The organism is Brevibacillus dissolubilis, from assembly GCF_006170445.1.
Taxonomy (GTDB): domain Bacteria; phylum Bacillota; class Bacilli; order Brevibacillales; family Brevibacillaceae; genus Brevibacillus_B; species Brevibacillus_B dissolubilis.
Genome location: NZ_VCNA01000001.1, coordinates 360,246 through 383,113, shown reverse-complemented (window position 1 = coordinate 383,113; position 22,868 = coordinate 360,246). Strand labels below are relative to the sequence as shown.

Genomic DNA, 22,868 nt, shown 5'->3' with positions numbered 1-22,868 from the left:
GATTGAATAGACATAAAGTTCTTTTATTTGCTGTGTTATGATAGAGAAAAAATGGTATTCCATGTTTGAAAAGAATCGTAGGAAACAAGCTGAAAAGGTGTGAACATCGATGACCTCATTCAATTACTTTCGTCAAACCATCTCCAGTGAAGAAGAGCTTCAGGAGCTTCTGGGCGGGAAGCCGAGTCAACTTGCCAGCAATAAAGTAATTACACAGCTTGACCAGCATTGCCGGGATTTTATTGCAAAGTCACCATTTTTATTTCTGTCGACATCGAATCGAGAAGGTCTTTGTGACGCTTCACCTCGGGGGGATGCACCTGGTTTTGTAATGGTACTGGACGACAAGACTATTCTCATACCTGAGCGTCCCGGTAACCGTCGTGTAGACTCCATGCGAAATATTTTGTCTAATCCACATGTGGGGCTGCTTTTTCTCATTCCGGGATTGGAAGAGACGCTGCGGATCAATGGACGAGCCTGCCTTGTTCAAGATCAGGACTTGCTGGAGCAGATGCAAGTGAAGGGGCGTACGCCGCTGCTGGGGATCGGAGTAGAAGTGGAAGAATGCTTCGTTCACTGTGCCAAAGCTTTTAAACGTTCGGGTCTGTGGCAATCTGAGTCTTGGTTGGAACCACAAGAATTGCCTTCCGTTCCGAAGATGTTGGCTGACCATGTGAAATTACCGGGAATGACAGGGGAGAGCGTGGCGGAGTTACTGGAGGAGAGCTATACCAAGCGGCTTTATTAATGCCGGGTAATAAAGTCGATCATCAATGTTAAAATCCTGCTGTTCCTTTTCAGACAGCGGGCTTTTCTCGTTGTTTACAAAGGCTCCGCATACCTCTCTAACGCCTTTTTCGCACTTTCCAGCATTCGTGCCTGTAGACGTGGATTCCCCAGTACCTTAATTCTTTTTCCCAAAAACCTCACCTTCGAAAGGACATACTCACTGTCCTGATCCAAAAATGAGATACTCAAATGATATGCCCCCGTGTCATCATCAAGCCGCCCGGTCTTTTCAAAACAGGAAAAAGCATACAAAATCCGTTGTAATTCACCGGTGTACTCCGGTAACACTTCGATCGTTACGGCTTGCTTTCTTTCTTCATGCAGATGAGAGATAACCAATTCAGAACGTTCGTATTCCCAATCAGGTATGTCGCGCTCGGTGATGTTATGAATCAAGCGAAGAGGTGTCGTCAAAAGCTTCGAGTCCCCATGTAACAGCCAAATCAGATACCATTCTTTGCGTACCATTGAAAATTCCAACCGATAGGGAACCCCTGCCTGATCCTTAATGATTGCACCATTCTTGGTCTCGCAGCTGAGCATCAACCCATTTTTGTTTAAAATAATACGTCGAAGTTTGGGAATCCACTCATGATAGAACTGCTTGACCTTGGATTTCGCTTTTTCAACAAATACTTTTTCAAGCTGTAATGTATCTGTATCTTTCAGGAAGGTCAAAAGTTTCTGATACGTCTCTGGTGCAAAAAAATGTGGAGCAGCTGGATGAGCAAGCATGGTATTCAACCAGATTTTTTCTGTTTTCGTGATCGGGTATACCTGTGACTCTAAGAGACGTGTCGTCACTCCGTAGTTATGGATTTTTTCAAATAGATTCAGTTTCATAGTATCCTACGATTTCCTTCCATTCTTGTATCATTTGATGCCGCAGGGAACGGGGAGACAGCACCTCACAACTGGAGCCAAAGCTCCGTATCCATGGCTTGATCTCCATCGTATCGTTTACTTGAATTTCATAATCGAACCATTCATCGCCTTGTTCCGTAATGATTCCCCATTGCCCCTGCAGTTCAACGCGATTGTGGATAAAGTTAAAAGCATGGCCATCAGGATGGTAGAAGCGGAGTTTAACTGTGACGGGATGACCGGTGTCAATCAGCCAGCTATGGCGCAGTGCGGCTTCCGCTTCCTTCTGAAGAGCTGTCAATTCGTCTGCATCTACAGAGCCGTCTACGGTGAGCTGGGTGATACCCTCCAGACGGTATTTGCTTAAACCAGGATGGCCTTCTGTTTTGGCGACGAGGTACCAGCGGCCGTACTGGTGATCATAAATGACAGTAAGCGGGATGGTATGTTGGCTTGCACCAACCGTCTCTTTTGCGAACAGGGGATTGGTATTTAACGATTCATAGCGGACTTTCCGTTTGGGTGTGTAATAGGTGAAACGTATGGTTTTGCACTCCTGGATCGCTTGGAACAGAAAGAAGGCTTGATATTCATCTAATATGCGGGAGAAATAATGATATTTGTACAAGAATGCATTCAGATCTCGTCCAGCGCGGATGAATTGGAGCTGATTTTTCAAGGCGTCGAGCAAAATATATCCCTGAACAGAAGGTAACTCCGTGTTCGCCATGATATGAACAAAGTCATATAAGTCTAACAATTCATCGGTTGAGAGAATGGAAGTCAGGTCATCATTGTAGCGGTACAGGCTGGGTCTTATCTTCGTTACTTTTTTGATGACATCCAGTTCTTCGAGATACTTGAGGTCCTGCCGCAGCGTTTTTTCATCAGGCAGATCGGTGAACGTCTCACCATCAAGATCAAACCGTTCGATCAAATCCTTGACGGTCAGAGCTTCATCACGCAACAGCGTCAAAATACGCACCAGCCTCTTTACCTCTGACTCCTTAACCGATTTTGCCCGGTACAGAAACAAAAACAGCTGATCGGTCATGTCGTAGTACTGTAGGTTGTTAAACGGCTCATTGTTCAACTCCATAAGCGGATAGAGTGTATAAAAGATATCCTTGAGCTTTTTGAGTGTCTTATCAAATGTATGTACAGAAATCCCCAGGCGTTCGGCCAGTTGCTGGCGGTTGTAAGCACCACCGGTAAGAAAGATTATACGCAAGAGCTGAATTTCTTTATCAAAAGCTTCTTTTGCCATCGGATCACCTGTTCGCATGTGGGTTTTGTCAACATCGTACTCGTTTGGCGTTGGGACTGTCAACGCCATTTTTGATGGATTTGGGACAAAAATACCTGACTCGTAATACTTCTGCCATGTTCAGCTAAGGAATGATCTGGCATGATAAGGATGTGCGAGGCGTACGGAAGGGTTACTTCGTGAGGATAGTGTCGCCGGTTCGATTCCGGTCCTTGTTTCGGCAGGGTAGCTCAGTAGGTAGAGCATATTCATTGTACCTTTCCAAGTTAACAATTTCTTCGCACGTTCAATTATTCAACAGACAGGTGAGGCGCCTGAGAGGGCTACTTCTAATTCTAATGGAAAAAGGGGCAAAGGAGCTCCTTCGGGTTTGAATCCCAAACACCTTCTCACCATTTCCTCACCTGTCATCTTTATGTCTTTAGCAAGACATTGGAAGGGGAGAGTAAGATGGGAAATGTCTTAAAAATATTTGCAGCCCGGAATTCAAAATCAAATCACGAGGGCTATCCCGCTTACGAACGTTCACTGGAAGAGCAATACCTTCAGACATTGCTCACGAATACACTTGGGAATACGTATTATACGGATCAGTCGGAATTACTTGATGAGGCGATGGATATGCATCAGGCCATGATAGAGTACGATCCTGAGTTTATGGCTAAAGCTCTCATCACCGCCCGCCACGAAGGCTATATGCGGTTGCAGCCGATTCTTGGATTAACGTTACTGTCACAAGCTCGCCCTGATCTGCTCGATGCCGTGTTCCCAAGAGTAATCCTCATCCCTTCTGATCTTTTTGACTTTCTTACTATCCTAAAAAGCCAAGGACGCGGACAAGGAGGACGGGCCATCAAACGTCAGATCAACCGTTTCCTCTGCCGTACCAGCGAATACTGGGCGATCAAATATAACGGACGTGGTCGTGGATATAACCTGACAGACGTGATCAATACGACACATCCCAAGCCAGAAACAGACCAGCAGCAGGCACTGTTTCGCTACCTGCTAGGAAAGCCAACCTCGTTGGAAGCACTTCCCCAAATCACTGCATGGGAACAACTCAAGCGGGCCGACACTGAGGCAGCAATCATTTCATGTATTGCTGAAGGACGGCTCCCGTTCGAAGTGGTGACGGGAGTGATTCAGCCGACACCATCAATATGGACTGCCCTGTTAGAACAAATGCCAACGCTGGCTCTTTTACGCAACCTCAATGCTCTAGACCGTGCAGGGGTGCTTGAGGAGAACCGTTCCTATATTATGGAGCGCCTGACCGACAGAGAGGCTTTACGCAGAACCAAGATTTTGCCGTTTCGTTTTCTCAATGCCTTTTACCAAGTAAAAGACGCTCTCATTCAAGATTCATTGCGTCAGGCGGTGGAATTGACGTTTGACAACCTGCCTGATCTAGCAGGAAAAACAGCTATTTTCCTCGATATATCTGGTTCCATGAACGGAGAGTACCTCCGCACAGGCTCCCTTTTCGCTGTCTCTCTCTATAAGAAGACAAAAGGAAACGGCCTCTTTTGGTTATTTGACACGCGTGTTGACGATGCCCGTCCCTCCCTGCATGACAGCATCATCACACAGGCAAGCCAAATCAGGGCACGGGGAGGTACTGACACAGGTGCACCAGTACGGAAACTTAGGGAGGATCAAATAAAAGTCGACAACATCATCATTATCACCGACGAGCAGCAAAACTCGGGCAGTCCGTTCTATCGTGAACTCAAAAAATACCGGCAACAGCTCAATCCGAATACAAAAGCGTTTGTCATCGATATAGCCCCTTATCGCCATGCGATGGTTCCTGCGACAGATCCAATCACCCATTACATTTATGGCTGGAGTGAAGCTGTACTCAGCTATATTTCACAAGAGACACAAGGCTATGGGAGTATGGTGGAGAAGGTCAGGAGTGTTGATCTAGCCGGTCAACGATAGGAAACATACAGACCTTTCCGGAAAAACCAATGGGAAGATCGCAAGAACAGGTCTATAATGGAAGAAAAAGGGGTGTTCTAAATGGCGATAAAACTTTCTCAACCGTTAGTAGTACGAATTGAACTCTTACGTGCCCACGGTTTTTTAGATGAAGAGATCATCACCTATGCAGGGAATGGTGACAATAAGGCATTCGAAAAGGTTGGCAGTGGTGAGATCAATTTTTCGTCCTTGTTTGAGTTTGCCCGTGATCATAAAGATGAGTTCGAGCAAGCCATCACAGAAGGATATCAAATCAAATTCGCAACGATTAACGGGATCAAAACCTTACTCGAAGCCAGATTCGGCTTAAAAGAAGGCGAAGGTTACATAGATCAAAACGAATCGTTGAAAGAGATCAAATTAAGCGGTGCGGATGAGGAATGGTTACAGAAGGTTTTGTCAAACAACTGGAGTGTGACCAAAATGGGGGATTCGTTAATCATTCATCTAACCTCATATTCGTCCTAAGACTACTATCTAGATGTGCAAACAAAAAGGATGCCTTACACGGAGTTTGAACAGTGTTCCGTGAGCATCCTTTTTTTCTTACCACTATATTTGTCCAGCTTCCACTCCTTTTTTACGGAACATGACACCACCTGCAATCAGTCCGATCACGGAGAGCACGGCCATCACATTGTATAGACTGGCTCCACCGAATGTGTCAAAGATCCATCCGCCGACAAACGAACCGACAATCCCTGAGACCCCGAAAAAGAGAACAGCCAGTACCATCTGTCCAGTTGATTTCCATTCTTCTGGTATGATCCCGTACAAATACTGGATAGCTGCCGTATAAAAGATAACAAACGTCACACCTTGGAGCAATTGCAGAAATGCCACCCACTCAGGCCCAGGGGCAAGGGCTGTCGCTATATAACGCAGCGCATAAAGACCTGCTGCAATGATGATCAGATTGAGTTCTCTTCCTGATCGTAAGAAGCGGGCACTCCACGCAAAAAATAAAGCTTCACTTGCCGCCGAAATAAACCAAGCGAGTCCGACTTGTCCAGTAGTACCGCCAATACTCTGAATATAGACACCCAAAAAGATATCATTCATCCGATGGGGGAGCGCCATCAACAGCACGACAATAAAAAAGCGAACGGCACGGCTATGCTTGAAGAATGCAGCCAAACTACTGAACGCGACGGGTTTGGAGACTGTCGGTACATCTGGAAGCCGCCACGCTAACAAGACAGTAAGCAAGCCAAAAGCAAGATACATCCACCCAAGGATCGTGATACCAAAGGCACTGGCGATATAGCCTGCCATTAGAGAAGTAGTTGCATAACCGATCGCTCCAAATGTACGGACAGCTCCAAAACTGACCTTTTCTTTTTGGGCTAATTGGTAGTTCAAACTTTCGGTCAACGGATCTGTCGGCAAGTAAAAGAAATACATCAAACCGGCTAACAGGTACAGTGTGAAAAATCCCGAGGACCGAAACAACAGTGTACCGACGACGACAGAGATAGCGAGCATCAGAATCAGAACTTTTTTAATCGTTTTACCTTTATCGCTAATGAAGCCCCAGAGCGGCTGGGACAAAATTCCGATAAACGCTCCCGTCCCAATGACTGCTCCAATCTGGGTGGCGGAGAATCCTTGGGCGCTTAGATAAACTGGTAAAAAGGAGATAAACATAGCCAGCAACGAAAAGTAAAAATAATCATAGGCACGCAAAATTTGTATAACAGCGGACACAAAACCAATTCCTTTCTTGGAAACGACTAACAAAAGCTAGTATTCGTATTATAAACAAAAATGGGGCAACAAATAAATAGATTTACACACCGAACGTCTATTCGTACAATAGAATAGAGAAGAAGGTGATGATTCGTGTATACCAAATTGACCATATCCGAACTGTTGGATGAGTTTCGACAGGACGAACGGATGAAGCAAAATATAATTCATTGGCATACCGTAGAACCGCGTCAAGCACAAACTGTGCCTTTCCCAACTACTATGGACCCGCGAATATGTGAGACGCTTAGCAAGCGCGGGATTTCTTCCTTATATACGCATCAAGAGACGTCCTTTCGCCATGTGAGTGAAGGGAAAAACATTGTAGCCGTGACTCCGACCGCATCGGGTAAAAGCATGTGCTATCATTTGCCTGTTTTGCAGAAGCTCTCGGAAGACTCTCAGGCGCGCGCCTTGTATCTGTTCCCGACCAAAGCACTCGCGCAAGACCAAAAAAGCGAGCTGCATGAGTTGATTACGGAGATGGGCATGTCAATCAAATCGGAGACCTATGACGGTGATACCCCGGCTAATATCCGTACCATGGTTCGCCAAGCGGGGAATATCGTTATTACCAATCCAGACATGCTCCACTCCGCTATTCTGCCGCACCATACCAAGTGGGTATCGTTTTTTGAGCATCTCAAATTTGTCGTGATCGATGAGCTGCATACCTATCGTGGGGTTTTTGGCAGTCATGTCGCCAATGTGATTCGCCGACTGAAGCGGATCTGTGCTTACTATGGGAGCAACCCCCAGTTTATCTGTACCTCTGCAACCATTGCTAACCCGAAAGAGCTGGCAGAAGCGTTGACTGAGGAAAAAATGGAGCTGGTTAACAATAATGGTGCTCCTACAGGGAAAAAGCATTTTATTTTCTATAATCCGCCTGTGGTCAATCATCAGCTCAATATCCGACGCAGTGCCACGTTGGAGGCACGTGACATTACCGAGAAATTTTTGACCAATGGAATCCAGACGATCCTGTTTGCCAGAAGCCGTGTGCGTGTGGAGATCCTGCTCAAATATCTTCAGGAGCTGATCAAAAAGAAACTAGGCCCAAAAACCATCCAAGGATATCGTGGTGGTTATCTGCCAAGCCAACGACGCGAGATCGAAAAGGGTCTGCGACGTGGTGACATTATGGGTGTCGTCAGTACGAACGCGCTGGAGCTTGGTGTCGATATCGGTCAATTGCAGGCTTGCGTCATCACAGGGTATCCCGGTTCGGTAGCGAGTACATGGCAACAGGCGGGCCGTGCTGGTCGCCGTCAGGGTGAATCAGTTGTGGTGATGGTGGGCAGTTCGACACCATTGGATCAATATGTGATTCAGCATCCGGAGTATTTCTTTGACCGCAGTCCCGAGTCAGCGCGGATTAATCCCGACAACCTGATTATTCTCGTTGACCATATCAAGTGTGCTGCGTACGAACTCCCTTTCAAAGAAGGGGAACACTTCGGTCAGGCTGAGATCGTGGAGATTCTGGAATTTTTGACGGAAGAGCAAGTGCTTCACTATGCAAAAGGCAAATGGTTCTGGATGAATCAATCATTTCCGGCGCACAACATCAGCTTGCGTTCGGCTTCTCAGGAAAATGTGGTGATTATCGACATTACTGAGCGGGGCAACGAGCGTGTGATCGGAGAGATGGATCGATTCAGTTCGATGACGCTTTTGCATGAAGAAGCAATCTATCTTCATCAAGGAACACAATTTCAGGTGGAAAAGCTTGATTACGAGGAAAAGAAAGCCTACGTCCGTGAAGTGGCCGTAGATTATTATACCGACGCTAATCTGGCTGTGCAGTTGAAGGTGCTGGAGGAAGATCAGACACTTACCCAGCCGCAGACAGAGGTGGCATACGGTGAGGTTACAGTTAACGCCATGGCTACCATTTTTAAAAAGATCAAATTCGAAACACATGAAAATATCGGCTCTGGTCCGATCCACTTACCTGAGGAAGAGTTGCATACCAATGCTGCTTGGATCAGCTTTGCAGAGTCGGTTCTAGATACGCTGGGAAAAGAAGAAGTAGAGCGCGGACTGGTTGGACTGGCCCATGTCCTGCAGCATGTTGCCCCATTGTTCGTCATGTGTGATCCTGCAGACCTGCACGTCATCCCGCAGCGCAAAGCGATTCATTCTGGGCAGCCAACGATCTTTTTGTATGACCGTTATCCAGGCGGTATCGGATTAAGTGAGCAGGTGTACAAGGAGATGCCGACGATTCTTAGCCAAGCAGAGCGGCTGATCAGTTCTTGTCCGTGTGGGGATGGGTGTCCGTCATGTGTTGGAGCGGTGGAAGACGATAGCAAGGAGTTGGCATTGTCACTGCTCCGGATCGCGCAGGGGGGAAGTATGTATGTCTCTTAAAAATAAGTTGAATCGACTGAAGGGGCATATGTCTGGACTCGGCGCTGTTGAGCGGGGAGAGAAGGAGAAGGTTGAAATTTCTAAGACTGTCACGTCAACTGTAACAGATAAAGAGGGAATCTCGTTAACTTTGATTGATGTAGAAGAATCATCTGTTGAATCACAGTTGAACTTTGAGCTGTTTGAAGAGGAAGAGACAGTGAAATCAGCAGAGTTTCAGACATCGAGATTAGTAGAGCAACAGCTAGTGAAACCAGTAGAGCAACAGACGGTAATATCATCAGCGCAGCAGCTAGCGATGTCACCCGAGCAGCAGAACGTAGAATCACGAATCGAACAGCAGTACCCTCCTCAACCTGCAACAGACCCTGCGTCCGCTACCGCCACCGATATCCATATCCCGTATATCGATAAGTGGAATAATCTTCAAGCTTCTCCCTACATCCTCGACGATGAATATATCATGGTGCGTGAGGTTCGTTATCCGATCACACACCAGCACGGAAATTATCGTTTTGAGCAAATCTACGAAGTACTGGAAGCATGGGAGAGGGCTGAACACACCCACCCCCTTGCCAGTACGCGGGATACGCTTGAGAAGCTGTTATTCTTTGATACAGAAACGACCGGATTGCATGGTGGTACGGGGAATACCATCTTCCTACTGGGGTATTGCCGCTTCGAGGGGGACAGTGTGGTCGTTCGTCAGCATTACTTGGCTGCCCCGCATGCAGAAGTTCCGCTGTACAACTCTTTTCTCAACGATGCCAGGGATTTGACCCATCTCGTTACGTACAACGGAAAAGCCTTCGATTGGCCACAGGTGAAAACGAGACACACGCTTGTCCGTGACTTGGTTCCCCAACTTCCGGCGTTTGGTCACTATGACCTGTTGCATGGAGCCAGACGTCTATGGAAAAACGAATTGCCATCCTGCCGTATGTTCATCATTGAACAAGAAAAGCTCGGTGTGCACCGTACCAACGATGTTCCCGGCTATATGGCGCCAGAGCTTTATTTTGACTACCTGAGAGAAAAGGACCCCGAGATCATTCAGGGTGTCTTGCATCATAATGAGATGGACGTCCTGTCGTTGATTACGTTGTACATTCATATGTCCAAGTTGCTGCTGGAGACCAATGAAGAGCAGACTCAGTCAGCGGAGCATTCGTTAGGCCGAACCGTCACTGACGAGAATCTGACTGGTTTAACAAGTGTGTTTGCCAATGTTGCTACAGACATGTATACAAATGATCATACAGGTGAGAATTCTACTTCTGATATAAGCGACTCCATGGCGTCCACTCGTATGAATCAAAGCCTTCTCACATCCCCACAGGAACAGTACGAGATTGCCAGATGGTACGAAGCAGTAGGTCAGGTAGATGCAGCACTTCTTCGATACCAGTCGATCTCCAACAGAAAAAGCATCCCAAGTGCCGTGCGGGGAAAAGCGATGATCGCCATTGGACATCTCTATAAAAAGCAAAAAGCCAATGACAAAGCCTTGGCCACCTGGGAAGCCTACCTGAATGAACAGGACTCTCTGTTGATTCCCGAAGATGTATTGATCGAAGTTGCTAAACTGTATGAGCATCACGTCAAGGATTATGAAAAAGCACTGCATTATTCCGTGCACGCGTTTGATATTTGGAAGAAAAAAGCAGGGATGTTGCGTAGTAAGCTCAAGTCCGAGCAACAAGCTCACGAAAAGAGAATCGAACGTTTGCAAAAAAAGGTAGAAAAGTTTAACTGAACATAATCAATACGATGACGCGGTGTTCCACTTCGAGGAATGTCGCTTCTTTTTTACTCATGGTTCGGTAAAATGGTACATACAAACAAAGAACATCCAAGTAATGGGAGATGAACAGCGTGGGCCAAGAAGCAACAGAGAAAGAACCTTCCTCATGGAAAACCACTCTTTGGGCCATGATGGCGGTCCAGTGTATCATGATGATGAACTTTACCAGTATGGGGCCTTTTTTAGCGTTATATGTTGAAGAATTAGGTGTACACGATCCTGATGAAGTGTTAGTCTGGACGGGCGTGATCTCTTGTTCGAACTTTCTGATATCTGCTTTGGTCTCGCCGCTGTGGGGATCACTGGCTGATCGGACGGGACGCAAGCTGATGGTGATGCGTTCCACTTTGGCGATTTCGTCCTTCACGATCTTAATGGCATTCGCGGCAAATACGTGGCAGTTGCTGATCATTCGGATACTTCAAGGCGTGTTTAGCGGATTTTCGGCATCGTCGATTGCGTTGGTCAGTACGGTTGTACCGGAAGAGAAGCTAGGGTATTCACTTGGGTGGTTACAGACGGCAGGAATTGTTGGGACGCTGATCGGTCCGTTGGCAGGTGGCTTGGCGGCAGATTTTTTGGATAGCTATCGGGCGGTCTTTTTTCTCGCATCAGGGCTTTCCATGTCGGCCTTTTTGGTTACTACTTTTTTCGTAAAAGAAAAGTTCGAGCGGAAAACAGAATCCAAGAGTAAGCCGTCTCTAATCCAACAATTCAAAACCGTGGGTCAGATGAAATCGGTTCATGTGATGTTTTTGGTATTGTTTTTGACTCAGTTTTCAGTCGTTAGCGTGTTGCCAGCGTTGCCTGTATTTATGAAAGACCTGACGGGTGGAGCGGAGTATCTCGGTACACTGGCTGGATTTGCTTTTGCTGTGACGGGTCTTGCTGACTTGATTGGATCGCCGTTCTTGGGAAAACGGAGTGACCAGATCGGATATCGCCGGGTATTGATCATCTCGATGATTGGGGCGGGATTGTTTTATCTGCCGCAGGCGTTGGCACCGAATATTTGGGTATTTATCGCGTCTCGTTTTGGCTTAGGGCTGTTCGTTGGGGGGATTATGCCGACAGCGAATGCCTTGATCGGACGGCTGGTGTCACCGGAACAACGGGGGATGGTGTTCGGCTTTACTTCTGCCGCTACCTTTTTGGGGAGTTTTGCTGGACCGCTTCTTGGAGGATTGGGTTCGGCGGCGCTGGGGATTCGGTGGATGCTTGGGATTACGTGTGTGTTGTATTTGGTGAATATGTTGTGGGTGTGGAAGAAGGTGCCGGAGCCGGGGCGTTCTCATTAGTAAAGGGACTTGCATAGCGATGGCAACATATATCCACCGATACTGAACGAATGCAATAAATTTGGAGACAAGATAGGAGCGGAAGTTAAACGATACTAGAACAGGTTAAAACGGAAATAGGGAAAAAACGAAAAGCAAAAAACGGCGATCCCGAGACCGCCGTTTTTTTACGCCATTTTTTACTTAGATGGTGCCGAACAACAAAAACCCCTACTTCTTCTCCACCGCATGCCCGCCAAACTCATTCCGCAGCGCTGCCACCACTTTCCCGTGGAACGTATCCTCATCCAACGAGCGATAACGCATCAACAGGGACATCGCAATTACCGGTGTAGCCGCCTGCAGATCAAGCGCTGTCTCCAGCGTCCATTTGCCTTCACCGGAGGAGTGCATCACGCCGCGAATCTCATCCAGATTGGCATCCTTGCGAAACGCGCGTTCGGTCAGATCCATCAGCCAGCCACGGATTACAGAGCCATTCGCCCAGACCCGCGCCACTTCTGCGAAATCGTAGCCAAACCCGCTCTTCTCAAGCACCTCAAAGCCTTCGCCGATCGCTTGCATCATGCCGTACTCGATGCCGTTGTGGATCATTTTGAGGAAATGCCCGCTGCCAGACGCACCTGCGTAAAGATAGCCGTTGTCCACGCTGATGTCACGGAACACCGCTTCCACATGGTCAAACGCACCTTTGTCGCCGCCGATCATCAGGCAGGCACCGTGGCGAGCGCCTTCCATGCCGCCGCTGGTACCCACATCGAGGTAGTGGATACCTTTTTCCTGCAGGAGGGCGTCGCGGCTCATCGATTGTTTGTAGTGGGAGTTACCGCCGTCAATGACGATATCACCAGCGGTCAAAAGCGTGGACAACTGTTGAACGAGCGCATCCACGATCTCTCCGGCCGGGACCATCAGCCAGACGACGCGTGGGGTCGGAAGGTTTGCGATGGCGTCCTCAACCGTTGCAGCTGGGATCACACCATGTTGCTGCAATTCTTGCGCACGGCTCGGGTCGACATCGTAGGCGACGACTTCATGTTGGTGATCCAAGAGGTTGAGTGCGAGGTTGTAACCCATTTTGCCAAGGCCAAGTAATGCTAGTTTCATCAAAAAACACTCCTTTATGGATGTATACCATCTGCGTTGTAGTAGGACTAGTATATGATAAAAATTTTCTTTTTTCATCACTTGAAAGAAAATTTTTTTGAAAAATGACAGAGCTTGACTCTTTTTTTATAATAGGGGGAGCAAATAGACGAAACAGGGGGCCTATCTGGTGACACAACCTCCAGCTCATACACCCAGTATTTTCACGCAAATCCGTGCGATGTATCCGCAATTGAGCGCAAAAGAACAACAGATTGCTGATTATATGTTCGAGCATCCCGGTGATATCATCCATCATTCGATTACAGAGCTTGCCGATCTGTGCGAGTGTGCAGAAGCGACGATTTTTCGTCTGTGCAGAAGGCTCGGGTTTCGGGGGTACCAGGCGTTTAAGATAGCGCTGGCCAGTGAAGTGGTACCGCCGAAGCAGAGCATCCACCAAGAGATCGATCTAGAAGGCGAGGGGGATCTCTTGGTGCTGTCCGAGCGGATTTTTGCTGCGAATCAGGAGACACTGCGGGATACCCAGCAGATCATGAGCCGTGACACCCTGCAAAAAGCAGTGGATGCGCTCGTCCAAGCCAATCGGATCGAATTCTACGGCTCGGGCGGTTCGGCAGCCATCGCGCAGGACGCGTACCACAAATTCATGCGGACCGGCATCCCGTGTCAGCACCACTCCGACGCGCATTATCAGGTGATGGCAGCTTCCATGCTGAAGGCGGGGGATGTGGTCGTGGCGATTTCCCATTCGGGGGCGACCAAAGACGTGATCGAAGCGGTCAAGGTAGCCAAAGAAGCCGGGGCGACGATCATCGCGATCACCGGCTACGGCAAATCACCGCTCTCCAAGCTGGCCGATGTCTGTCTGTTCACCGTTTCCCGCGAGACGCAATTCCGTACCGAAGCCTTGTCTTCACGCTTAGCCCAGCTGAGTATCATCGACCTTTTCTATGTAGCCGTGTCGCTCAAGCGGGAGGAGCAGACCACGCAGAATATCAAGAAAATCAGGGAAGCGATTTCGTTTAAGCGGCTGTGAGCAGGTGACGACGGATATCAAAAGCTAGACAGATATCTTTCAGGTTAGGCATACGTAAGTTCACTAGACCAATGAAGAAACCGCATTAGTTGATTGCGCGGGACCGCTTACGTGAAAATCACCGCTAACAGTAGTTCAAAGTAGCTCAAAGTAGCTCAAAGAAAAAACAGTCGGCGATGAATGAACACGAAAGTAAACACACGAAGACGGAAAGCAAACGTACGAAAACGATCGAAAAACAAATGAAAAGTGAGAACGCCTGCAAACGAGTGGAATTATCTCTTCCGCGCGAATGCAGGCGTTCTTTTTATTAGGGAAATACTACCCTTAAACCTGTGACAGTCAGAATGATGTGGAGTAAAGCATAAGTAAAAACAAGGCAGAATAAGATTGAAAAAAAGAAAGTAACAAAAATTTTCATCATAGGTATTAACAAATGAAAAAAATTTCGATATAATCCACTTATCATTCTGAAAGCGTATACACAAAAAGGATGAAGCCATATGGAAAACATGTATTTTATTGGATTGGATATCGGTACCACGAGTACCAAGGCAGTTGTCTTCACAAAAGAAGGAGCGGTCAAGGGTGTCGGGAATGTCGACTACCCACTGCACGTTCCGAAGCCGTCTTGGGCTGAGCAAGATCCGAAAGAAATTTTCACAGCGGGGATCAAGGCTCTCAAGCAGGCGATTGCAGCATCTGGTGTCAGCCGACAGGAGATCGGCGGGATCGGTGTCAGCTCAGCCATGCACAGCCTGATTGCGGTGGATGGTGATGGAGAGCTTCTGACCAACAGCATCATCTGGGCCGATAACCGCAGTGTGACTCAGACCGAGCGGCTGAAGCAAGACGGCACGGGTCATCGTATCTACCTCGCGACGGGTACGCCGATTCACCCGATGTCACCGCTCACCAAGCTGATCTGGATGAGGGAGGAAGACCCGGATACATACCGCCGGGCCGCGAAGTTCATCTCGATCAAGGAGTATGTGATTCACCGCTTGTACAGGCAGTACGTGGTAGATTACTCGATTGCGTCGGCTACCGGACTTTTCAATCTGGAACGGTTGGATTGGGATGAGGAAGCATTGCGTCTGGCGGGAATTACTGCCGGACAATTGAGTGAGGCTGTACCAACTACTCATATTCTGCGGGGGATGGAGACGAGATTTGCCGATGAGATCGGGATTGATCCGGACACGCCATTCGTGGTCGGTGCAAGCGATGGGGTACTGGCGAATCTGGGTGTCGGGGCGATTTCGAAGGGGCAGGTGGCGATTACCATCGGGACGAGCGGGGCTGTGCGTACTGTTGTGCCCAAGCCGATGACCGATCCAAAAGGGCGGACCTTCTGCTATCTGCTCACTGAAGATCATTGGGTGATCGGCGGGCCGACCAACAACGGCGGGCTGATGCTACGCTGGTTCCGCGATGAGTTCAGTTGGCCTGAGGTGGAGAAGGCGCGCCAGTTGGGGATTGATCCGTACGATGTGATGATCCAGGCGGCCAAGGATGTTCCTGCTGGGGCAGAGGGGCTGTTGTTCCTGCCGTTTTTATCAGGTGAACGTGCCCCATACTGGAATGCCAATGCGCGCGGATCCTTTTTCGGGGTGAGCCTGCATCATAAGCGGGAGCATTTTATCCGGGCGGTGCTGGAAGGGATTTTGTTCAGTGTCTACAGTGTCGGCATCGCGCTTCGGGATTTGGCAGGGCCTGCCAGTGAAATCCGGGCGTCGGGCGGGTTTGCCCGTTCTGCGGAATGGCGGCAGATCATGTCCGATATGTTCGGCTATGAGGTGACGGTTCCGCAAAGCCATGAAAGCTCCGGGTTTGGCGCGGCGGTGCTCGCGATGAAAGCAGTCGGAGCGATCGACCGCTTGGAAGATGTGCAAGTACGTATTCCAATCGCTGAGCGTCATCAGCCTGATCTTCAGCGCTCTGAGACCTATATCGAGCTGTTTTATCTGTATGAACGTGTCTACCACAAGCTGGTTGAGGAATTTTCGCTCATTGCCGAGTTCCAGCGTCGTGGCCGGATTCAACAAGATCGCACATAAGAAAAAAGGGGGTACTCCTGATGCCATTAGTCATTACGCTGATTGCTATTGTTTTGTTGCTTGTTCTCATTACCCGCTTCAAGGTAAACCCATTTATCACTCTGCTGCTCGCCGCGGGCTTCGTCGGGATTGCCTCTGGGATGGAGCTGACCAAGGTCGTCGATTCGATCAAAGAAGGTATGGGAAATACGCTAGGCTTTATCGCAATCGTGCTTGCTCTCGGTACGATGTTGGGTAAAATGATGGCTGAATCGGGCGGTGCAGAACGGATCGCCCGTTCGATGATCAACCGCATGGGTCAACAGAACGTCCACTGGGCTATGATGTTTGTCGCCTTTATCGTTGGTATTCCAGTCTTTTTCCAGGTTGGGTTCGTTCTGTTGATTCCATTGGTCTTCACGATTGCCCGTCAAACCGGCATGCCGCTGATCAAAATCGGAATTCCGCTCGTCGCGGGTCTCTCCATCGTACACGGGATCGTTCCACCGCATCCGGCTGCGATGGCCGCTGTTGACCTGTTCAAAGCAGATGTAGGCAAAACGATTCTCTATTCCATCGTCGTCGCACTGCCGTCCGCCATCATCGCAGGTCCGCTGTACGGAAGCTGGATCAGCAAGCGCATCAAAGGCAGTGTCGCTCCAGAGCTGGCCGCGCAATTGGCTGAGCCGAAAAGCGACCGTGAGCTTCCTGGGTTCGGAATCACAGTCTTCACCATTCTGCTTCCTGTCATCCTGATGCTTGGCGCGACCGTTGCCGATATCACCTTGCCAAAAGAAGACCAGCTTCGCCAATGGGCTGACTTCATCGGAAGCCCGATCACTTCTCTGTTGATCGCAACGATCGTTTCCTTCTTTACGCTTGGCTTTAACCGTGGCTTCAACAAAGACGACATCTTGCGCTTCACCAACGATTGCTTGGCTCCAACAGCAACCATCCTGCTGGTGATCGGTGCGGGTGGTGCGTTTAATAAAGTCCTGTTGAACAGCGGAGTGGGTGACTACATCGCCCAACTGGCGCAATCATCTGCCGTATCGCCAATCGTACTGGGCTGGCTGGTTGCGGCGCTGATCCGTGTGGCGACTGGTTCTGCAACCGTATCCATGATGACCGCAGCAGGTATCGTCGGCCCAATTGCCGCGACAATCCCTGGCACAAGTCCAGAATTGCTTGTGTTGGCTGTAGGTTCCGGTTCCCTGATTCTTTCCCACGTCAATGACTCCGGTTTCTGGCTGATCAAAGAATATTTCAACATGAGTGTACAAGATACATTGAAAACCTGGACCATGATGGAAACGATTCTGTCTGTGACGGCTCTGGTGTTTATCTTGATCTTGGCTCAATTTGTGGGCTAAAGGTAGCTCTATAGGAAGCTGTGAGTATGAAAAAACCGACTTATCCGCTGAGTGTGGATGGGTCGGTTTTTGGTTTTTTTTATGCGTTTTGCTTGATGTACCATGGGGGAACTTGATTGTTCCTTACCTTTTACCCCAGTTCTGCCACCCGCCGCTTCATATACTGCGACGGAGACTGCCCCGTCCATTTTTTAAAAGTCGTACTGAAATGCCGTTCATCCTGATACCCGACCTGGTTGGCCACCTGGTAGACCTTCAGATGCGGGAGAGTGAGCAGCTCCTTGGCTTTTTCAATTCGATATTGATGCAGATAGTCCAGAAAATTGACACCCATCTCTTGCTTGAACAATGTACTCAGATACGCGGTCGAGACAAATACATCACGGGCGACGGACTCCAGAGTGAGATTTTGATTGTATCCCTGATGGATCACATCTAGAGCCGCCTGAACCGTCCGGTGAGTCGTCGTGGCAGAGGGGAGGGAGGCTTGTTCGTAGATTCTTACGCAATCCGTCGGGGTGGCAGATTGTAGGGCTTCTTTTGCTTCGAGGTAGGCGTGGGCCAGCCCGTAGATGGATTCTTTTATGCTGCTGATGCCGATGAAGCATGAGGTGGAGAGGGTGGGTGATAGGGTGAAAAGTAACTTGGTTAAGGTAGCCATGGGTGAGTTCGAACCTGATCCCATAATGAAATCTGCCCCTGACTCCTGCCTCGGATGACAGGAATGACCCGGAGTAACCCCTCTGACAGAAGAGCCAACTCCCATCTCCGTGCCGTCGAACCTACTATTCGGATTTCCAAACCAAATCAACTCCGCACCCTCTATACAGATCTCCAACTGTTCCCAATAAAAAGGCTCAAGCGCCTGCCGCAGCAGATTCACCCGCTGAATAACATCCGCTGATGCTGATTCCCCAGCAGAAGCAGAAGCGGGAGCTATCATCCCCTCAATAACCCCCACCTGTATATGATCCGGCTTGATATACATTCCCAATTCATTGATCAACGTCGCACGGTTGCTTTTCACCTGCGGCTGCTTGATCCACTGCAAAAGCGTCTGTTTTTTCAACGACGACATATGCTTATCCCATTCTCGCTCCAGTTGCAAGGCTTTGCGCTCTTTTCCTTTTTTCGCCTCCAGTGCATCTCTGACGGAAAGGATGGCTTGCAGGATTTCCTGTGGAGGACTGGGCTTGAGCAGATAGTCAAAGGCGCGGTATTTCAGCGCTTGCTTGGCATATTCGAAATCACCGAAGCCGGTCAAAATGATCACTTCTGTTGAAAGTCCGGCCGCACGGATTTTTTCCAGCAGCTGGATACCGTCGAGGATTGGCATGCGGATGTCGGAGAGCAGGATGTCTGGCTGCACCTCAAGCAATCTGGCAAAAGCCTCTTCACCATCGGAGGCAGAAGGACAAAGCGTGAACTGGTACTCTTCCCACGGGATCATCGACTCCAGCCCGTGGCGGATGGTCGGTTCATCCTCGGCGATCATCAGTTTATACATCGACATCGGTTCATTCCCCCTTGTTGCTCTTGTCGTAAGGTAATCGGATGCTGACACTGGTGCCAAGACCTTCACGGCTGCGGATGGTGAGAGAAGATTCACTGTGGTAGAACATATCTAGGCGTTCTTGGATATTTTGCAGGGCAAAACCGTGGCGTGGGGGAGGAGGAGTCGTGGGGTCACTCGGTAATGTCTGGGCGGTGACTCCGTCCGTTGAGGCAGTGGTGAACCCACTCAACCTCGCCTCCACCCCAGCCAGCACATCCGCCGACATCCCTTTCCCATTATCCGTAACCGTCAGCACAACCGCATCCTCGACCACAGCAGCTGACACCTGAACAAACCCGCTCTGCACCTGTTCAATCCCATGCATCAACGAATTCTCCACCAACGGCTGTAAGATCAGCTTCGGAATCATCATCGACCGCAACGACTCGTCCAGCATGATTTCGTAGCTCAGCCGATCACCAAAGCGATGCTGTTGGATATGTAAGTAATGTTCAATCAGAGCAAACTCCTGCTCCAGCGAGACCACATCTTTTCCATCATTGAGCCGTAAGCGCAAAAATTGCGACAACGCATACACCATCTCCGCGATCACCGGCTCCTGCCGCTGGTGGGCCGCCCAATAGATCGTGTTGAGTGTGTTATAGAGAAAATGCGGGTTCATCTGCGCCTGCAACGCCTTCAGCTCGGCGTCCCGCTGGCCGATCCGGGTCAGGTAGTTATCTTGGATCAAGCCCTTGATCTTCTGTACCATCACGTCGTAGGCATCGCCTAATTTGCCGATCTCATCATGCCCCATGAACTGCACGGACTGGGTAAAATCCCCCTGCTGCAGCTGCTGAATCGAGACGAGCAGGCGGTCGAGCGGTCTCGTGATCTGGCGGGCGTGTTGTGTCTTGCCTGGTGAAGGGGATCAATGATTATGATGAGTCGTATGCCGTGCCAGAGGTTCATTACGCAGAGACTGCGCTGACAGCGACACAGGCGTGTGATCTGTACGTCAGCAGGTCGGGGGCGGTGCAGGAGATGAATGGGCGAGGACAGGTGAGAGCTGGGAAGGAGACAAGAACAGTGCAAAAGTCATAACCTGAGTAGAAGTCACTGGCTGTTTCATATCATTAAACAGAACGGAAGCGAGAAGTCGTGCAGAAGCAGGGAAGCCAGCAAAGTCCGAGTATTCGAGAAAAAGAGGGTTGCCGTTCCGAGTTTGATTCTGTCCGCAGATAATACCTGTTCCCCCCGCCCACAAATAAAAAGGACGTCCCGACCTGAATCGGAACGTCCTTTTGGCTATTTACCTCAAAAACCCCTTACCAGCTCGCCTTTTTCACACCTGGAATCTGACCTTTATAAGCCAGCTCACGGAAACAAATCCGGCACAGCTTGAACTTGCGCAGCACGCTATGTGGGCGGCCGCAACGTTCACAACGTGTATATTCACGCACAGAGAACTTCTGCAGACGCTGTTGCTTCACGATCATGGATTTCTTTGCCATGGGTAACTCCTTTCTTCAAAAACATTTCTATATCGAATGTTTCATAAATAGTAAGGTAGAAGCATCATCATAAGCCAAAACAGCAATCACTTCAACAGGGAGTTGCAGGGAGTATGTAGCGAATATTCCCCCTCAACCAATCCATGGGAAAAGGTTTACTCCTAACTTGAATGAATATATTATTAAAGTGTATTAAAATTCCGCCTGTTTTCCAATGAAGGGCGGCCCTTTTTGTTTCATAGTAGATAAATATAGAGATCTTGATGGGAGAGAGCGCTTTGCAAATCCGTTATTATCTGACGATGATGGGCTTTTTTACGTTTGCCAACATGCTGTCATCGATCTTCCTAGGCGTGTTTTTGTGGCGGCTGGACAGTACATACGCCCTGCTTGCGACTTACAGCATGGTAGTGGCTGCCGTCGTGTTGACCAGTTTTCCGCTCTGTTCATGGCTGTCTCGGATCACGAGTCCGATGACGACACTGCGATTGGGGATTTTTGCTCATGTGATCTCGTATGGCATCACACTGTATTATGGGGAGGCGCTGCGCGATCATGTGATTATCCTCGGTCTGTGGATGGGGACAGCGATCAGTCTGTTTGCGATTGGTATGCATATGGCTGTGCTGGATATGACGAAAAATGCAGACCGTGACCGTTTTTTGTACCACAGCGGATTTGTCACTTCCCTGACCACGATGACCGCACCGTTACTCGGCGGGGTCTGTATCGAGAACTTCGAAGGAATGACCGGGTATCTGATTATCTTCGGTGCCAGCTGTCTGCTGTTCTTGGTCGCTGCGCTGTTGTCGCTTCGCATCAAGGGCAAGCCGATTGGACGCCAAAGTAAGATCATGCAGGTGATCAAAAACCCGACCCGCGAGTGGAAAGGGATGCTCGCCGTCATGTTTGGCGAAGGCGTGGTCGGCGGTACCTATGACACCTTCCTCGTGTCGATGATGACCTTCCAGATCGCAGGCGGGGAGCAGAATCTGGGGATCTTCCAGACTGTATCAGGCGTGATGGCGTTGATCGCTTCGCTTTGGCTTGCACGCGTGGCGACTCCCGAGAGACGCCTGCTGATCTATGGCATTGGCGCAGTGATGGTGGCGTTCGCATCGGGCGTGTTGTCGTTCTATCCGACGATTGCGGTGCTGGTCGTATTCAGCATTCTGCATCCGCTCGCGAAAAACATGCTGACCACCTCGATCGGCTCCTGGACCTATGCCGCGATTGAATCTGACCCAGATTATGACCGTCGTCGTCTCGATTACATCGTCGTCCGCGAGATTCCGCTCGGCTTGGGCCGGATCATCGGGGTGCTCTTGTTCTTGTGGATGCGTGAGACATTTGCCCAGGCGTCGCTCTTGACCGTATCATTTACCGTGTTCCCGCTGGTGTTTGTGCTGATGATCCCAATCCTGATCAAAATCTGGAAACGCCATCCAGCCGCACAGCACCAGCCAACTGCTCCATCCCAGTCAACGATCTCATCATAAATCATCATAAGGCAAAAAGGGCATCCACTCCTGTCTGTTGCGGGGGTGGATGCTCTTTTTTGTGTACAAAAAACAGCTGCGTACTGGGCATCCGCCTGTGGCGAGGAAGACGCTGTCTGAATCTATTGGTACAAAGGGCGCTCTTACAGGAACAAGAACGAGGATCAGATTTGCACCGACTGTCCGCCTGAAGTGGACGGTCGGTTTTGTTATTCTCCGCAGTAAAGCATGAACTTGCCATCCCACAAGCTTTTTTGATAATGTTCATAAAAAACCTTGTACACACAGAAAAGACAACGCTTACCGTTAGAACTCCCGCCAGACCTTCCGAGCGGACGGACAGCATTGATGATCTGTCCTGCATGTGCGGACTTAGGCTGCGGGGCGGTGTCTGCAAGAATCGAGCGCAATGGTGATACGGTGACGTGGTCTGATTTTGCAAATGAAAATAACTTCGATGAAAGATCCCATCCCATCGACATCGGTCCGTTTACGTTCCAATGGGATCAATACGTAGGTGCACTTCGCAAGATGCAGGGGCTTGGCTCTTATGAGTGGCCGTGGAAAGTGGGGGAACCCCAAAGTGAAGAACAGATCCAAGCATACATGGCGGAGATGGAGCAGCTCATCAAGGGGCAAATGTGAATCACCAAACAGTCATGA

19 protein-coding genes are annotated in these 22,868 nt (G+C 49.2%); 12 read left to right on the top strand and 7 right to left on the bottom strand.

Translation table 11 applies throughout. The annotated features are described in order from the left end of the window. Positions 1–109 precede the first annotated feature (109 nt). Positions 110–751: a pyridoxamine 5'-phosphate oxidase family protein gene (locus tag FGI41_RS00995; RefSeq protein ID WP_139488040.1), complete on the top strand. Its 642-nt coding sequence runs from the start codon at positions 110–112 to the stop codon at positions 749–751. 74 nt (positions 752–825) lie between these two features. Here FGI41_RS00995 and FGI41_RS00990 read toward each other — a convergent pair whose 3' ends face one another. Both FGI41_RS00990 and FGI41_RS00985 read right to left on the bottom strand, forming a co-directional pair. Then, complete coding sequence (locus FGI41_RS00990; protein ID WP_176560057.1) at positions 826–1,536, bottom strand: WYL domain-containing protein; 711 nt, start codon at positions 1,534–1,536, stop codon at positions 826–828. 79 nt (positions 1,537–1,615) lie between these two features. Then, complete coding sequence (locus FGI41_RS00985) at positions 1,616–2,923, bottom strand: helix-turn-helix transcriptional regulator (protein ID WP_139488038.1); 1,308 nt, start codon at positions 2,921–2,923, stop codon at positions 1,616–1,618. Between the two features lie 450 nt (positions 2,924–3,373). Between FGI41_RS00985 and FGI41_RS00980 the strand changes: the two genes are divergently transcribed. Together FGI41_RS00980 and FGI41_RS00975 are read left to right on the top strand one after the other, a co-directional pair. Beyond that, positions 3,374–4,870: a TROVE domain-containing protein gene (locus tag FGI41_RS00980; RefSeq protein WP_139488037.1), complete on the top strand. Its 1,497-nt coding sequence runs from the start codon at positions 3,374–3,376 to the stop codon at positions 4,868–4,870. Positions 4,871–4,951: 81 nt separating this feature from the next. Beyond that, the gene (locus tag FGI41_RS00975; protein WP_139488036.1) at positions 4,952–5,380 is read left to right on the top strand and encodes a hypothetical protein; all 429 of its coding nucleotides are present in this window, start codon (positions 4,952–4,954) and stop codon (positions 5,378–5,380) included. A gap of 84 nt (positions 5,381–5,464) precedes the next feature. On the opposite strand, the gene FGI41_RS00970 is transcribed toward FGI41_RS00975, so the two are convergent. Further along, complete coding sequence (locus tag FGI41_RS00970) at positions 5,465–6,619, bottom strand: MFS transporter (RefSeq protein ID WP_139488035.1); 1,155 nt, start codon at positions 6,617–6,619, stop codon at positions 5,465–5,467. Positions 6,620–6,811: 192 nt separating this feature from the next. On the opposite strand from FGI41_RS00970, the gene FGI41_RS00965 reads away from it, so the two are divergent. From FGI41_RS00965 to FGI41_RS00955, 3 genes are all read left to right on the top strand, one after another. Continuing rightward, positions 6,812–9,037: a DEAD/DEAH box helicase gene (locus FGI41_RS00965; RefSeq protein WP_139488332.1), complete on the top strand. Its 2,226-nt coding sequence runs from the start codon at positions 6,812–6,814 to the stop codon at positions 9,035–9,037. Continuing rightward, positions 9,027–10,793: a ribonuclease H-like domain-containing protein gene (locus FGI41_RS00960; protein ID WP_255298251.1), complete on the top strand. Its 1,767-nt coding sequence runs from the start codon at positions 9,027–9,029 to the stop codon at positions 10,791–10,793. The genes FGI41_RS00965 and FGI41_RS00960 overlap by 11 nt, the downstream gene beginning before the upstream one ends. Before the next feature lie 119 nt (positions 10,794–10,912). Next, positions 10,913–12,139 carry an MFS transporter gene (locus FGI41_RS00955; protein WP_255298250.1) on the top strand — a complete coding sequence of 409 codons (1,227 nt, stop codon included), beginning with the start codon at positions 10,913–10,915 and terminating at the stop codon, positions 12,137–12,139. 210 nt (positions 12,140–12,349) lie between these two features. Here the strand turns inward: FGI41_RS00955 and gnd are convergent, their stop codons facing one another. Then, positions 12,350–13,246 carry a phosphogluconate dehydrogenase (NAD(+)-dependent, decarboxylating) gene (gene gnd, locus FGI41_RS00950; RefSeq protein ID WP_139488034.1) on the bottom strand — a complete coding sequence of 299 codons (897 nt, stop codon included), beginning with the start codon at positions 13,244–13,246 and terminating at the stop codon, positions 12,350–12,352. A 169-nt stretch (positions 13,247–13,415) separates the two neighbouring features. Between gnd and FGI41_RS00945 the strand changes: the two genes are divergently transcribed. The 3 genes from FGI41_RS00945 (at position 13,416) to FGI41_RS00935 (ending at position 17,697) form a co-directional block, all read left to right on the top strand. Beyond that, positions 13,416–14,285 (top strand): MurR/RpiR family transcriptional regulator, encoded by an 870-nt coding sequence (locus FGI41_RS00945; RefSeq protein ID WP_255298249.1) that lies wholly within the window; start codon positions 13,416–13,418, stop codon positions 14,283–14,285. Between the two features lie 503 nt (positions 14,286–14,788). Next, complete coding sequence (gene gntK, locus FGI41_RS00940; RefSeq protein WP_139488033.1) at positions 14,789–16,345, top strand: gluconokinase; 1,557 nt, start codon at positions 14,789–14,791, stop codon at positions 16,343–16,345. 20 nt (positions 16,346–16,365) lie between these two features. Beyond that, positions 16,366–17,697: a GntP family permease gene (locus tag FGI41_RS00935; RefSeq protein ID WP_139488032.1), complete on the top strand. Its 1,332-nt coding sequence runs from the start codon at positions 16,366–16,368 to the stop codon at positions 17,695–17,697. A 130-nt stretch (positions 17,698–17,827) separates the two neighbouring features. Here FGI41_RS00935 and FGI41_RS00930 read toward each other — a convergent pair whose 3' ends face one another. Both FGI41_RS00930 and FGI41_RS00925 read right to left on the bottom strand, forming a co-directional pair. Beyond that, positions 17,828–19,210, bottom strand: coding sequence for a response regulator (locus FGI41_RS00930; protein ID WP_139488031.1), 1,383 nt, complete (start codon positions 19,208–19,210; stop codon positions 17,828–17,830). 4 nt (positions 19,211–19,214) lie between these two features. Continuing rightward, a complete protein-coding gene (locus FGI41_RS00925) occupies positions 19,215–20,087 on the bottom strand; it encodes a sensor histidine kinase (protein ID WP_255298270.1) in 873 nt (290 codons plus the stop codon). Between the two features lie 14 nt (positions 20,088–20,101). Between FGI41_RS00925 and FGI41_RS00920 the strand changes: the two genes are divergently transcribed. Next, the gene (locus tag FGI41_RS00920) at positions 20,102–20,296 is read left to right on the top strand and encodes a hypothetical protein (RefSeq protein ID WP_139488029.1); all 195 of its coding nucleotides are present in this window, start codon (positions 20,102–20,104) and stop codon (positions 20,294–20,296) included. Positions 20,297–20,520: 224 nt separating this feature from the next. On the opposite strand, the gene FGI41_RS00915 is transcribed toward FGI41_RS00920, so the two are convergent. Next, a complete protein-coding gene (locus FGI41_RS00915; protein ID WP_139488028.1) occupies positions 20,521–20,706 on the bottom strand; it encodes a type Z 30S ribosomal protein S14 in 186 nt (61 codons plus the stop codon). Positions 20,707–20,984: 278 nt separating this feature from the next. Here FGI41_RS00915 and FGI41_RS00910 point away from each other — a divergent pair, with 278 nt between their 5' ends. Together FGI41_RS00910 and FGI41_RS00905 are read left to right on the top strand one after the other, a co-directional pair. Beyond that, positions 20,985–22,205, top strand: a complete 1,221-nt coding sequence (locus FGI41_RS00910) for an MFS transporter (RefSeq protein ID WP_139488027.1) — start codon at positions 20,985–20,987, stop codon at positions 22,203–22,205. Between the two features lie 387 nt (positions 22,206–22,592). Then, positions 22,593–22,850, top strand: a complete 258-nt coding sequence (locus FGI41_RS00905) for a hypothetical protein (RefSeq protein ID WP_139488026.1) — start codon at positions 22,593–22,595, stop codon at positions 22,848–22,850. Positions 22,851–22,868 lie beyond the last annotated feature (18 nt).

Excerpts from the sequence above, each read along its gene's own strand:
- FGI41_RS00995 (WP_139488040.1), top strand. The coding sequence starts at position 110 with ATGACCTCATTCAATTACTTTCGTCAAACCATCTCCAGTGAAGAAGAG.
- FGI41_RS00985 (WP_139488038.1), bottom strand. The coding sequence starts at position 2,923 with ATGGCAAAAGAAGCTTTTGATAAAGAAATTCAGCTCTTGCGTATAATC.
- FGI41_RS00980 (WP_139488037.1), top strand. The coding sequence starts at position 3,374 with ATGGGAAATGTCTTAAAAATATTTGCAGCCCGGAATTCAAAATCAAAT.
- FGI41_RS00975 (WP_139488036.1), top strand. The coding sequence starts at position 4,952 with ATGGCGATAAAACTTTCTCAACCGTTAGTAGTACGAATTGAACTCTTA.
- FGI41_RS00965 (WP_139488332.1), top strand. The coding sequence starts at position 6,812 with ATGAAGCAAAATATAATTCATTGGCATACCGTAGAACCGCGTCAAGCA.
- FGI41_RS00960 (WP_255298251.1), top strand. The coding sequence starts at position 9,027 with ATGTCTCTTAAAAATAAGTTGAATCGACTGAAGGGGCATATGTCTGGA.
- gnd (WP_139488034.1), bottom strand. The coding sequence starts at position 13,246 with ATGAAACTAGCATTACTTGGCCTTGGCAAAATGGGTTACAACCTCGCA.
- gntK (WP_139488033.1), top strand. The coding sequence starts at position 14,789 with ATGGAAAACATGTATTTTATTGGATTGGATATCGGTACCACGAGTACC.
- FGI41_RS00935 (WP_139488032.1), top strand. The coding sequence starts at position 16,366 with ATGCCATTAGTCATTACGCTGATTGCTATTGTTTTGTTGCTTGTTCTC.
- FGI41_RS00930 (WP_139488031.1), bottom strand. The coding sequence starts at position 19,210 with ATGTCGATGTATAAACTGATGATCGCCGAGGATGAACCGACCATCCGC.
- FGI41_RS00915 (WP_139488028.1), bottom strand. The coding sequence starts at position 20,706 with ATGGCAAAGAAATCCATGATCGTGAAGCAACAGCGTCTGCAGAAGTTC.